This window comes from Paenibacillus sp. FSL P2-0089 (assembly GCF_038595095.1).
Lineage (GTDB): Bacteria > Bacillota > Bacilli > Paenibacillales > Paenibacillaceae > Paenibacillus_AQ > Paenibacillus_AQ silagei.
In genome coordinates this window covers 3578007-3591214 of sequence record NZ_CP152006.1, presented here as the reverse complement: position 1 = coordinate 3591214, position 13208 = coordinate 3578007, and the positions used below count along the sequence as shown (strand labels likewise).

Below are 13208 nucleotides of genomic sequence, written 5' to 3'. Positions count from 1 at the left end.
CAATATAGCTCTACTCAAGAGGATTGTCAAATCTAGCCCGGTTCATAAAACTTGTTTTAGGTAATGAATAGTTTTTTTCCTTAATTGGGTAATACTCAAACCATATTCATATTTTAATGTTTTATTTACGCTCATGGTTTCGGCTGCTTTATAAGCTGAGTAGAAACGCTCAATTCCAAACTCTTGAATTAGATAATAAACCATTAAGCCTGAAACCATGGGCGGGTATTCAGTATAATCAAAAAATAAGGAATCGTACTGTAAAAATGAAGCGGGATAGTGTTCGTTTAAAATAAAGTGTTTTGTTTTTTCATTTATCATATAAGAATCTGCATAACCTTCTCTAAAAAATAAAGGTGGCCAAGCGGATGTAACAGAATAAATGACACAATGAAGCATTTCATGCTTTAATACATTTAAATTAATAGAAGCATTGTAAATAAAAATATCATTATTCCCTGGTGCTACAAATGCTGATTTAGGAACTGCCTTTTTTTTTGAATCATTTTGGATACGATGATATATATTTACTCGTATAATTGATTTATGAATGCTGTTCCAGACCCCCCTTATGAACTCATCCAATTCATGAAACATAACCAAATAATCAGAGCAGTCCGAAGTGGAATAAATGATAAAGGTTTCAAAAATATACTCACGCGCGGGAGAAAAAGAAGCTACTGAATTAGAGTACGACCATCCTAAAAATCTTTTTTCTTCTTGCTGTAGTATGGAGAATTTTTTAATAACAGTTTCATTTTTAAATTCTCTGCATGCAACATCAAATTTTTTAAGTGCAACTCCACAAATAGAGCGAAAGAATCCATAACCATTATTTCTCAATTTTTTGACAATATCGTATGAACATGAAATTAACCTGCCACAATAGCTGTACTGTCCAGCTCGATAACGGTTAAATATTAAACAGACTTTTGGTAAAAACCCTTTAGGTCCTGTGTATTTAATGATTATATATCCATCATCTGTTGTTGTAACATATTGAACCAGTTTCCAATGTAGTTGTTTACGCCTAAAGTTTTTTAAGTTTTTACGAAATATATTACGTGTTTGAGGCTCCCAAAATTCTATAGCTTCATCGAAGTTCTTTTGTTTAAGGCAAGTACAAAATTTGGACCATAGCGTTTTGTTATTATCAGAGCAGGCTTCGGTTTTCAGACTGGTTATGTTTTCATTCATAAGATTGCTTTTAAATCACTAAATCCATATTTATGTACATATCTTTCTTGAATTCCATCGCATAAATGTTCAAATCTGCAATTATTGCATATTTCCGGTGCTTTTTGTTTGGATGACTCTTCCCTATAAAGGCCGTCTTTCAAAGTCTTTAGGTGTGGTTGGATTGAAAGATGCGGAAATAAGCGAATTGAATTCTCCTTTGTGGATTGAGTAGCATAAAAATCTGCAAAATCTTCGCCCAATACACATAGTGGTATTCCGGAAATCAAGCCATTAACATTATACTCGCGAATTTTGGTCAAGCAGGTGCGAAGATCGGCAGCGGCTTCACTCATTGATATTTCAATCATATCTTCATAATTATTTGTTCGACTTGACAATTGTAGTCCCATCAATGAAACATAGTCTACCTCTGGATACTTATCCATGATCCATTCAATAATATGTTCATTTTCACTGATATTAAATTTTGCCATAAGTAAACGAAGTTCTATTTTAATGTGAGGTAAATAATTATTTTTAATATAAAAAATATGATCCAGGCCTCTTTGGAGTGCCACAAATGAACCGGTGATCCCTGTCATATTATCGTGAACTTCAGCGTTACTTCCGTATATAGGAATCGCAATGCGGCGAATTCCACTAGTCATAAACTTCACCGCATATTTTTCATCCTGTAAGCGCTGTCCGTTTGTGGTGATATAGGTATAGAAATGGTTTGAAGCGAACTTCTGAATTATTTCTGCTAATTGAGGATGTAACAGAGGTTCCCCTCCCGTTATAAATACTGCATTTTTTTTATCGTATCTATATTTTTCTATGATCTCATCAACGACATTCATCGAAAGGTTTGTACTTGGATATTTGTAACCCAAATCCGCGACACAAAAGCGGCATTTTAACTCACAGTAATTGGTAACTTCCAAGAAAATATTCATATTTATATTCCCCCCATTAATAATTCTTAAGAGAATGAACACCTGAACTCTGCATTGCATGTTCAATCATACGAAATAAGATTCCATAATAATAATTGCAATACATGCTTGGCGCATTGATATTCTTGCTATCCTTGTAATGATAAAATGCCATACCACAGCCTCCAGCAGAGCATGAGGCCCGGAAGCTGCATGTCCCGCAATTAGGTATTTGGTCCAAGTGGCGATGCTTTATTAAACTGTCTTGATTTAGTAAGGTGGATATGCTATCAGTATATATGTTTCCGATCTCAAACCCCTTTCGAAGAGATGGAAGCATCAGAGCGCAAGGATATACTAAACCATTTGTATCTACTGTTAATGTATTAACACCAGCTCCACATGGCGTATTCATACACATATAATTAGACAGCTTCCGATAAAAAAGTCTTCTCCATAACATATAAAGGTTGCGCTCACGAAACTTTTCAAAGGGTGCATAACCTTGTTCAATATTGAACTCATAGATCTCCTTATAAACCGCAAACAAGCTATCAATCAGATCGTCTGTTGGAACCACTTGATCATCCAATCCTTCACTCTCTGCTCTACCGATAGGCCATAAAAGATTATACGCAAACATGTTAGAGCCATGCTGAACGAATTCATGGAACAGTTGCTTCAGATCTTCAATATTGTTTTTGCACACGACTGAGATTACACCATAATCAATTCCGCGTTCTTTAAACATATCAGCTACCTGAAGGATTTTCCGGGTAAATGAACCTGTGTGAGAAGAGCGAAGGTTATTGTGCTCTTGCAGGTAACTGTCCATGCTATAGGACACATGAATATTGAACTTTTCAAAGAAATCCATAATTTCTTTGTTGATTAATGTACCATTGGTTTGAATTTGATATTGAATACGCGGCTGTTCACCCAGATTTTCAAGAGCTCTACGAATAGCATTGTAGCCTAATAAGGCTTCACCGCCTTGGAATAGTACTGTCAACTTCGAGTCATCATTCATATAATCTAAGCATTTGCGTATAGAGTGTTCAATAATATCTTCATTAATGGATTCTCCTGATGAGTTCGCTGAGAAATAGCAATACTTACATGATAAGTTGCATTTCTCAGTAGTATTAAATATCAGATGATGAAATGGAAGATCATTATAGTTTTTACATTCAATATTTTCTTTTAATAATTCTTCAACAATAGGTTGTAATAATATTGAAATTTTGTTTCCGACTAATGAAGTTAAGTTATGCTCGTTAACAGTTATACTGCGGCAATCTGGGATTGCACTGAGATTTGATAAAGCAAACCAACGTCCGTCTAAAATATTTGATAAAAGAATCACTTGGGTGCTAATTGATAAAGCTACGCTCATTATTCCAACTCCTTAAACTTTAATACAGTGATTTGCTCGTATTCCGTTGCGTTGAATCTGAAAATGCTATGTCCAATTGTTTTTTTTGTATGTTGTCTATCCTCAGTAATAATCTGATTACTTCGAATTATAGATTTTATATCCATATCAGAATTAATGTCCTCAATATGATCTAATAAATAGAAGAAATCTGCTATATTTTGAGCGTACAAAAATAAGGAGTCATCGGGAAGCTGGTTTTTAAAATGTTCAATCAAAGTTGCTAGTGAAAGGATTTTCGACATTTCATATTTAATGAAACCTGTATTATCATTTGGTGAATTATGAGAAGCTACAACCAGCCTCACTGGTATTTTTAATTTATTGATAGTATCCTTAATCTTCTTTAAATTCTTATCTTCAATTTCGTCAATGTATATGCATAAGGAGCTACCAGGTTTAAACGTCATCCTAGTGATGTTTTCTATTATGGTGTTGTAATATCTCAGGCTATGTATTGGCGAACATCCTCCAATCAGCCATTTGTGACTATGACGTGAGTCAAGATCGTAAAGGTATTTTAGAAATGTAGTCTTTCCCGTGTCATGGGTCCCTTGAATCCAGATATCGTCATATATATTGGTTATTTCGTCTAAAAAATTGTATATATACCTGTTCATATTTTATTCCTCTACTGCTGCGATACGTTCTAATAAATTCGGAAGTTGATTTAAATTGTGGCCCATGAGATGATAACTTCTGCAGTTTTCAACCGTATTTTTTAATTCATTAACAGTTTTAGTTTTGTTTTCGCAGTATTTAAAACTATATGAATGGCTTAGCAAATGATAGGTCATTTCTTCAAAGCTAACAGCTTCTTTATGAAATTCGGACTTATCAAAGTCTAACTCCCAATTAAAAAAAGCGAAAACTTTACTGGCTGAAGCCACTCGTTCTTCACTTACTGGCAGTATAAGTTTACCAGGGAACGATGTTTCAATAGCTATTTTATGTAGAGATGGAAACAACTCTAACGTTTTATGTCTCGTGCCGATTGCAAGAGGGTATGGATGTATAATTCCTTTTATGGGATCTATCCAGCATGTATCATCTGTCAATAGTTTATATCCATTGTAGATTAATGCAGTGCATAGAGTGCTTTTTCCACTATTTCCTGTCGATATAAATACAAATGTTTTTCCGTTTTTTTCTAGGGCAGCTGCATGAAAACAAAATAAGTTCGAATTGTATATTATTGCGCGCCTAATGATATCACATACTTTGGGATACAGATTTACCCGTACACATGCACTCATTCTATCTCCAAACAGGATTTGAAAATCTTTACTATCGGTTTCTTTAATACAAATATCAATATCTGCTAGACAATTTTCATTCTGGTCAATAAAATGATGAAATGTATTATAAAGATCACGAGTTAAGGGCTTTTCTGAGGTTTGAATACAAATTTTAAATCCAAGAACATTCATCCATATTTTTTCCATAATTGTACACCTCTGTTTATTTTATTATTTTTCCGAACTCTGCTTGAACTTCACTAAGGAACTCTGTCGTGAAATTTTGCATTTCGCTGCGGACTAACTCCGGGCTGAAGGCATTACTTTCACATAATAAAAATAAATGCTTCATTGCGTATTTATCAAAAATAATAAATCTTCCAATAATGGAATATAGTTTTTTTTCATGGAGTTCCCCAGCTTTAGCCGCTGATTTTCTGTATTTCTCCAATTCATCCCTGTAGGGAAGAAATTTTTCACGAGTCTCTTTAATCACCTCATATATTAGCCTAACTTTTTTATCACGGATAACTGGTTGTTTAATTTCTCGATTGTTGTAACTGTATTTTTTTACAATTAGCGGACGGTACGCATGGAAAACGCACGAATGGTTTTTATGAAGAAATTCAGTATTTTCTTCAACCTCTGATAAAGTAGTAAATTCATCAAACAAAATAAACCCCATTTTTAAACCTATTTTTAGTTTACGCACTAAATCAATGGCCCTCTGGCTTTGTTCAACCGTAATCTCTTTTCTAAACCGGTTTAATGCACCCTGAGATCCTGATTCTATTCCTAAAAAAATTGACACCAATCCCACTTCTTTTAGTGCTACCAATAAATCTTCCCGAATATCGTTAACGCGACACTCTATGCTAAACTTAAAAGAAAGGTTGCGTTTCTTAATTTCTTCAGCAAATTGAAAGCTACGTTCAGGGTTTAATCCCATAAAATTATAATCAAGAAACTTGATTATTGTTTTTGGATAACGAAGTATTAGAGCTTCAATTTCATCTACTACTGAAGGGATTGATCTTTCCCTCCACTTTTTATTTTTATTATCTCCTGAAAGAGCTGTGTAATAATTATTTAAGATACAGAAGGTGCAGTTTCCATAACACCCGCGGGAGGAAACAACGTAGACTGGAACGTCTTGATTGTTATATATACGATCCATCACTGAACGGTCAGGTAACGGGAGATTGTTGAGAGAGTCGATGATGTTTATATAGTTGGTATTGTATATATTTCCTTGCTTCATATAAGCTATCCCCCTAATATTAGGGGATTCATTTCCTTTCGAGATTTCTTTTATGAAATCCAGAATTACCTCTTCACCTTCTCCTCGAATACACCACACATTGTGAGAGTTAATTAAAGATTTTAAGACTAACTGCGGGTTTAGAGTCACATAAATTCCTTCAAGTAGAATTTGACCACTGTATCCAGCCTCTTGTAGCATATTAATAAAGGTTAGTACCTCTTTACTGTTCTCTTCATATAAAGTCATCAATACCATATCAGGTTTTTTTTCAATCAATTCTTGAACCAACATCTCCTCATCCCAATGATCTACCATGCAATCTAAAATACGTGTAACATGGCCCTGTTGTTTTACACTAGAGCTAATGTAAGCTAGGCTCATATTTTCTCCGATATAAGCGTTCTCATATTGTTTAAACCCTGTATGGATCAGATAAATGAGCATCAAAATCACCTTCAATACACAGTATTTGGTCATGAAATTGTTCTAATAATAGGAGAATAATCTCCTTTGTGCTGAGATTTGTTTGAAGACAATGGCAAATTGTTGATTCGATAACATCCAGAAATACACTCATTAGCAAATTTGACATTTTGTCAATCTGTTTTTGTATGTGGGGGATTGAATGGTAATTCTTGCTTATGCCGCTTCTCAATTCATACTTATTTTGATTCTCATATTGAATTATCTTTTGATGAAATGTATAGAATACACGATAATAAAGCAATGCGATAATTGTTTGAGTTTTATTGAGGACCTGATTATCACTACTCCCTTTAATCAGCGAATTAGGAGAAATAGAAAACATACCTTTTCGTAATTGATTGAGTACAAAGCAAACATCATCAACGTTTGAGTTTTTATTAAACAATTCAAAGCAAAGCTTGATACGCCAGTTATAAATAGTCATGCTCTGAATAAGCTCAATTTGCCTGGAATCTACATAATTCGATAAAAGAGATATTTTAAAAATCGAATTGTAATTATGTTTTAATAGATATACATCAGCTTGAGATAAACATTCTAACTCTAGTAAAAGACCAATTTTCACATATGATAATCGCTTGGTATCTAAGTACTCTATTACTTTTTTTAAATTCGTAAGATTCTTAGAAAGATGACTGTCAATAATATTTACTTTTCGAACATTGAAATGTCTGCATAATACTTTAATTTCCCAAAGCAAAGTATTAAAATCGCGTTTGAGGGTAGGGTGAAGATTAGTGTCAAGCGAATAATCTGTAGGAGAAAAACGCATGTTTTCAGTTAAACCGCCAAACACCTCACATTCCCCCCCTTCCATAAGTACTTGTTTTAAGTAGTCTCTACCCATTAAAAAAATTGCTTCATTATAAGCAGGAGCTTGAAACGGACATTGGAGAAGCATAGAGACTACTGAAACGAACCCGCTAAAATTGGTATCCGCAGATAAACTATCATGAGTGATGTAATGAGCTTGTTCATGGTGTTCAAAAGAATCATCAAATATCAATACGCAATGAAAAGAAAATTGATCAGCAAGTTCATCCCTTGTCTTCAAGGCTAATTCATAATTTTTCTTTGATATAAGAATGCCTAAGAGTTCCGGTTTAATTTCGTTTATTTTTTTTGTCAGATCTGAAAAATTCGTTTGTTCCAAAGCAACATCCATGATAGATACTTGAAGGCCACATGCCGCAGCATATTGAGATAACAGAATTAGACAATGATTTTCAATATAAACATATTTACGTCCCCAAAACGAGGGTAATGAAATTAATAATATATTGTTCATAAACGTATTCTTCCTTATAGGCGTAGTTGATTAGGGCACTTAATACAAAATCTATTAAGTGCCCATAACCCCTTAACTCTTGCTAGTCCAACTTACCATTAGTGCATCTTCATCGTAGTCAGGCACTAGAGTTGACCAATCCTTTGTATTCACGATCTCGCTTATCAGTTGATCAATTGTATCTGCACTCAATTGTGCATTGACTTGAGACTTTTCTTTTTTCATTAAATTCACCCCCTTTCCAGTATTGTCATGTTACCCGGCATAAGCATCCGCTTGTACTTTAAACATTTGAAAATAGTGTCCGCGAAGAGCCATTAGTTCATCATGTTGGCCAGATTCAAGAATTCGGCCATCTTCCATATAGTAGATACAATTTGAATCTCTTACGGAGGACAGCCGGTGCGAGATTAAAATGATTGTACGGTTGATGGAAACTTTCTCCATTAATTGCATCCACCTATGTTCTGATATGGAATCTAATGCACTTGAGGGTTCATCGAGTATCAATACAGAATGCTCTCTGTACAGTGCACGAGCCAATGCCACTTTTTGATTTTGGCCGCCAGATAAAACGATCCCCTCCTCTGAAAATTCTTTTGTCAACTCGAGTTCTATCTTGTTCTTATCCTCTAAAAACAAAGTAAAGTCTATTTTATCCAATATATCCATCATTTTTTCAATCTCTTCAGGTGAAGGGTTATGCTCAAACAGGATATTCTCAATCAGTGAAGAGGCATAGCTATTGTGATCCTGAAACACGGTATCAAATTGAGAAAGGTATTCTTGTTTATTGAATTTTCTAATATCGACTCCTTTAAATTCTATTGAACCTTTGGTGGCATCGTATAAGCGCATAATAAGCTTGATTAACGTACTTTTGCCAGCACCATTCTTGCCTACAATCGCTATTTTTTCTCCAGCCTTAATGGCAATGTTGATATTGTTCAGAACATCGAAATGATTACTATAGTTAAACGACACGTTAGTCAGCTTAAGAAGATAAGGTGATGAATCAGCTTGAGGAATCCCGGAATCGCCATCAGTTATCATATTTTTATAACTGCAAAAAGCACGGAAACGTTCTATAAAAATGTTATGCTCCTGAAATGCCTGAATTCTCTCCATAATCTTGCCAAGATTGCTGCTCAACAGAGCAACAGCTTCTTTAATCGCGATAAAATCTCCTGCGCTAAGTGTTTGTGTACCTACGATTTTATAAATGAGGTACAGCAAGATCAAAGTGTTATTAATATGAGTAAAGGCATCACTAACTAAGTACAATTTTGTAAAACGATTACTGAATTTCTTATAGATATCAATTATATTTTCTACGCCACTTAAAAAAAGATCTTTAAGCACTAAATGAATATTGGTTATACGAATATCTATCGCATTGTCACGGATATAACTGGTTCGGAGCACATAATCCATTTTTCTTTTTTCGGGGAGGATTGCATTTGTCCGCTCTAATCGGGCCTTAATCATCCTGATTCTTACGAATGAATCTCCTAGAATGGGAATAATAACAAAAATCAATATTAGAGGATCACTAATCAGAATAAAAATTCCAGCTAATGTAATGGTGAAAAATGTTTGGAATAGTTGAAATAAACTATTTAAGAAAAGAATCGGCCTTGTGGATGTTTCTTCTACAGAGTAGATATATTGGTTATAGTAATCTGTATTGTCATAGCAATTGATATCTACCTCATTTGCCTTCTTGAAAGCAACATGCTGAAAACCAGAAATGATGATATGGTCAGAGCGTTTCGCGTAATATTCCCAAACAGAATCGTAAGCTAGCTTAATGGTTTTGAAACCAACAGCAATAGAAACCATAATGATAATTCGTCTGAAGTCAAAATTATTCATTAAAGCGTCTAAGATTACTTTAATTGCATACACCTTTATGAACCAAGTGTCGAAAGCAACAAATAATGCGGTAAGAATTATGCCAGGTATCCTGATCCAGTCATATTTGAAAATTGATTCAAGGTAAAATATGCTATCCATAAGAAAATATTTCTTGTTCATTCTATTTCACCACCAGCCCTGTATTACAGGTATTTATCTGCTTGAAGTCTATAGAGTTGCGCATATTTCCCATCTTGACTTAAGAGCTGTTCATGTGTACCACTTTCCTTTATAGCGCCTTCATCAATTAAATAAATCTTATCGGCAGATTTTGTAGCTGTTAAACGATGGGAAATAATAATAATAGTCTTATCATGAAAATGCTCTAGTATGTGATTGAATACTTGATATTCCGCAACAGGGTCCAATGCACTGGTAGGTTCATCAAGTATAATAAAATCCCTTTTACTCACAAAAACACGGGATATAGCCATCTTTTGATATTGCCCTTTAGATAAGCTCAAACCATCGGTACTAAATTCAGTTGTTATGAATTTATTCAATAGTTCATCCGGCGTTAAATTCAGATCCAAACCTACCTCATTAATGGCTAACTCGATTTGCTCTAAAACAGTATTTTTAGGTCTATCCGCTTTGTCCATTAGTATATTTTCCGCTACCGTACATGCATAATATTGAAAATCCTGTAGCACTACTGAGAACTGCTCACGATACTTCTGTATATCATGCTCCAAAACAGAACGCCCGTTAATTGTGATTTCACCAGAGTAATGGTCATACAGACCGAGCAATAATTTGATGATAGTACTTTTTCCTGAACCGTTTACTCCTACCAAAGCTATCTTTTCACCTGGATTAAAGCGGAGGTTTATATTTTCTAATACTTGTTTATCATTTGCTGCATATTTAAAGCTTACATTCTCAAAAGCGATAGTATTGCCAGTATTTAATTGAATAGGTAAACCCTTTTGATTTTCCAAAGAATTTTTCGGTTGCAAAAATGGAAATAACTTATCTGAATAAAGCTGATATTCTTTAAATGAAGTAATGACCTCTGTCAATCCAAATAAATAGCCTGAAAAACTATATACTGCTATTGTTATAGGAATTATATTAACAGCCTGAATCTCACTTCGATTGTGAATCATTGAGAGTAAAAGAACTAACATGGTTCCCCAATACAAGATAACTTCTTGATTATAGGCTTTCAAGAAATTCAAAGCACCTGTTCTCCAGCCGTACTTTTTCGTGGTGTGCAATATTTCCTTTACAGAATTATCGTACAATTTAAACAATAACTTTTTTATTGGATACAATCTTAGCTCTAACGCATATCTTTTCATATAAAAGGTTCTTTCAACGTATTTTTTCTTTCTATTTGGTAAGATGATTTTCTGGTCGAACTGGAATTGCGTCTTTATTAATGCAGTGTTGATTAAAAAGGCGGCACAGAGCGTTGCAATTACTATTGCAACTAGTTCAAAATGCATAAATCCAATGACTGAAACGGTTACACATATTCCTACTAGATTTGATAACAAATTGGATATTAACAATATGCTCCCCGTTGTTCTCTTCTCGACCTGGTTTATAGTAAAGGAAAAATCGTTAAGATAAGCTGAGTTATCCAAGTTTTTAATATCTGTCCGCATAATAGTATGTAATAATTGTAAAACAATTTTCTTGTGAAGAATTTGCCGGGCAATTGGATCAATTTTGCTATAATACAGTGATGTACTTATTCCACCAAGTAGGGCCACAACTTGAATGAACACAACAGGAATTATAATCTCGATGAATGATTTATTGGTATTAATACCGTTCAATACAACTTGGATTAGAATAACAGAACCTAAAAAGTTACAAATAACACCGAATATATTGTTAAATATTGTATAGGATGACCAAAGCGGTATAGATCTATATGTTAACTTCAATAAATCTAAATATCTTTTTAGCAATCCCAAGGAACTCCCTCCCTGAATCGTTTCTATTAACATTTATTTGGAGAATCTATAAGAACCGGGACCAAGGTTGTTAATGGACCGTTTCCCCATCTGGTAATTCCAATAACCATCCCGATCGTGTCTTGCTTGAATTCAAATAATAAGTTAAACGGCAGCTCAATAATTACGCTATACTTCATCACATAATCAATTAACATCCAGTTGCAGCCTTCAGGTTTCGCTTCTGTCTGAATTTCACCATTCTCCACAACAAAACAGCACCTTCTGCTATTGAAGAATATTTCAAATACATCGGCGGTTAAGTCATTAATTAATTTGGGGAACTTCAATTTGATAACAAGAGATCCATCATTCTTTCTAAAACTAATATATTCTACATTTGCCACCCCATGAGAATTATAAAGAAGTTCTTGAAGGGGTTCTGTTTCTACATCTCCAAGTGGAATTGTTCGATTTGTAACAAGTTTACTGACGAATTCATTAATTCCATGATACAAAAACTCTTCCTTGTGAGATGGAATGTACATTGCTCCAGACCAAAATAAGGATTTTGGAAAAAGGCTTTCTTTTTTGTGAAAATATTCACTAAATTTATTATGATTAAAAATTGTTTTAATTAAGTAAGCTACAAATTCTACAGAAGAACTTGCATTATACATTTTCACATAGTTCTCGAATATCAGATAATCAAACGAACTGTGATTAACCATATCCAAAACATCAAGCAACTCGCACAAAGTAACACCACAAGAATATTGAAATTGAGAATTTACATAGCTTCTAAAGAGATGTGCCGAAATTAGCAAAACCTGAAAATTCGCATCTAAAATTAAAGCTCCGCCTAGAAAGTCACAAGATATAACACCACTCAGCATGTCTTGGTAAGTTAATTTTGTTGTTTGTAGAGTTGGAATTTGAAAAAAAACATTGAAATGATTAGCCTTTGCTTTCTTTGCTTTGTTACTTATTTCCTCTGTATAATCAATCACCGGGAAGTAGTTATGAATTTCTAATATTATATTCCCTTTAAGCATTACACAGTGTTCATGTGTTCCTTTCGGTTCTACACGCCTATATCCAATATTCTTAAGTAAGGCTTCGAGTAATACAGGATCGGAATAAATCAAATCAATGTCTGAACTTTTTTTAATACTGTTTACATTGTTTGTTAAACCATAAATAGATAATCCTTTTAAAACAATCGGAAGATCTTTTATTTCCATTTCGAAGAAGATGTTCATTATTTCGATTATTGCCAGAGTATGTTCTTTAATTTCTACCCCTAATTTGTATCTCATTGACTTTAACTGTTCATAAAAATACTGACTTATCATTTCAGTGTGTTGTAGCTTTTCAAGTAAGAATCCATCAATTTTTCCAATAAGCTTATGATTTTGTATAAATCTCAAAAGCTTTTTATCGATTGATTGTTTATCAGTCCAATTTTTCGCACTAAACTCCAGAAATCCATCCATTAATAACTGCAACTCATGCACATTACTCCTCCTGTTCCATTTCGCATATAAACTGTATTCTTC

The 13208-nt window shown here is 33.9% G+C and carries 11 protein-coding genes; all 11 read right to left on the bottom strand.

Annotated features, from left to right (window positions below; all coding sequences use genetic code 11):
• Nucleotides 1-42 precede the first annotated feature (42 nt).
• Nucleotides 43-1197, bottom strand: coding sequence for a hypothetical protein (locus tag NST69_RS14795; protein WP_342549864.1), 1155 nt, complete (start codon nt 1195-1197; stop codon nt 43-45).
• Nucleotides 1194-2135: a radical SAM protein gene (locus NST69_RS14790; RefSeq protein ID WP_342549863.1), complete on the bottom strand. Its 942-nt coding sequence runs from the start codon at nt 2133-2135 to the stop codon at nt 1194-1196. Before NST69_RS14790 ends, NST69_RS14795 begins: the two co-directional genes overlap by 4 nt.
• Nucleotides 2136-2151: 16 nt before the next feature.
• A complete protein-coding gene (locus tag NST69_RS14785; RefSeq protein WP_342549862.1) occupies nt 2152-3510 on the bottom strand; it encodes a radical SAM protein in 1359 nt (452 codons plus the stop codon).
• Nucleotides 3510-4169 carry a hypothetical protein gene (locus NST69_RS14780; RefSeq protein ID WP_342549861.1) on the bottom strand — a complete coding sequence of 220 codons (660 nt, stop codon included), beginning with the start codon at nt 4167-4169 and terminating at the stop codon, nt 3510-3512. The genes NST69_RS14785 and NST69_RS14780 overlap by 1 nt, the downstream gene beginning before the upstream one ends.
• A gap of 3 nt (nt 4170-4172) precedes the next feature.
• Entirely contained in the window at nt 4173-4994 is an 822-nt protein-coding gene (locus tag NST69_RS14775; protein WP_342549860.1) for a hypothetical protein, read from the bottom strand.
• Nucleotides 4995-5010: 16 nt separating this feature from the next.
• A complete protein-coding gene (locus NST69_RS14770; RefSeq protein ID WP_342549858.1) occupies nt 5011-6495 on the bottom strand; it encodes a radical SAM protein in 1485 nt (494 codons plus the stop codon).
• Complete coding sequence (locus NST69_RS14765; protein ID WP_342549856.1) at nt 6464-7825, bottom strand: hypothetical protein; 1362 nt, start codon at nt 7823-7825, stop codon at nt 6464-6466. The genes NST69_RS14770 and NST69_RS14765 overlap by 32 nt, the downstream gene beginning before the upstream one ends.
• 72 nt (nt 7826-7897) lie before the next feature.
• Entirely contained in the window at nt 7898-8050 is a 153-nt protein-coding gene (locus NST69_RS14760; protein ID WP_342549854.1) for a hypothetical protein, read from the bottom strand.
• Between the two features lie 30 nt (nt 8051-8080).
• Nucleotides 8081-9862: an ABC transporter ATP-binding protein gene (locus NST69_RS14755; protein ID WP_342549852.1), complete on the bottom strand. Its 1782-nt coding sequence runs from the start codon at nt 9860-9862 to the stop codon at nt 8081-8083.
• 23 nt (nt 9863-9885) lie between these two features.
• Nucleotides 9886-11670, bottom strand: coding sequence for an ABC transporter ATP-binding protein (locus NST69_RS14750; RefSeq protein ID WP_342549850.1), 1785 nt, complete (start codon nt 11668-11670; stop codon nt 9886-9888).
• A 26-nt stretch (nt 11671-11696) separates the two neighbouring features.
• A complete protein-coding gene (locus tag NST69_RS14745) occupies nt 11697-13166 on the bottom strand; it encodes a nucleotidyltransferase family protein (protein WP_342549848.1) in 1470 nt (489 codons plus the stop codon).
• Nucleotides 13167-13208: the final 42 nt, after the last annotated feature.

Coding starts and splice junctions, on each gene's coding strand:
- NST69_RS14780 (WP_342549861.1), bottom strand. CDS start 4,169: ATGAACAGGTATATATACAATTTTTTAGACGAAATAACCAATATATAT.
- NST69_RS14795 (WP_342549864.1), bottom strand. CDS start 1,197: ATGAATGAAAACATAACCAGTCTGAAAACCGAAGCCTGCTCTGATAAT.
- NST69_RS14760 (WP_342549854.1), bottom strand. CDS start 8,050: ATGAAAAAAGAAAAGTCTCAAGTCAATGCACAATTGAGTGCAGATACA.
- NST69_RS14755 (WP_342549852.1), bottom strand. CDS start 9,862: ATGAACAAGAAATATTTTCTTATGGATAGCATATTTTACCTTGAATCA.
- NST69_RS14770 (WP_342549858.1), bottom strand. CDS start 6,495: ATGCTCATTTATCTGATCCATACAGGGTTTAAACAATATGAGAACGCT.
- NST69_RS14790 (WP_342549863.1), bottom strand. CDS start 2,135: ATGAATATTTTCTTGGAAGTTACCAATTACTGTGAGTTAAAATGCCGC.
- NST69_RS14785 (WP_342549862.1), bottom strand. CDS start 3,510: ATGAGCGTAGCTTTATCAATTAGCACCCAAGTGATTCTTTTATCAAAT.
- NST69_RS14765 (WP_342549856.1), bottom strand. CDS start 7,825: ATGAACAATATATTATTAATTTCATTACCCTCGTTTTGGGGACGTAAA.
- NST69_RS14775 (WP_342549860.1), bottom strand. CDS start 4,994: ATGGAAAAAATATGGATGAATGTTCTTGGATTTAAAATTTGTATTCAA.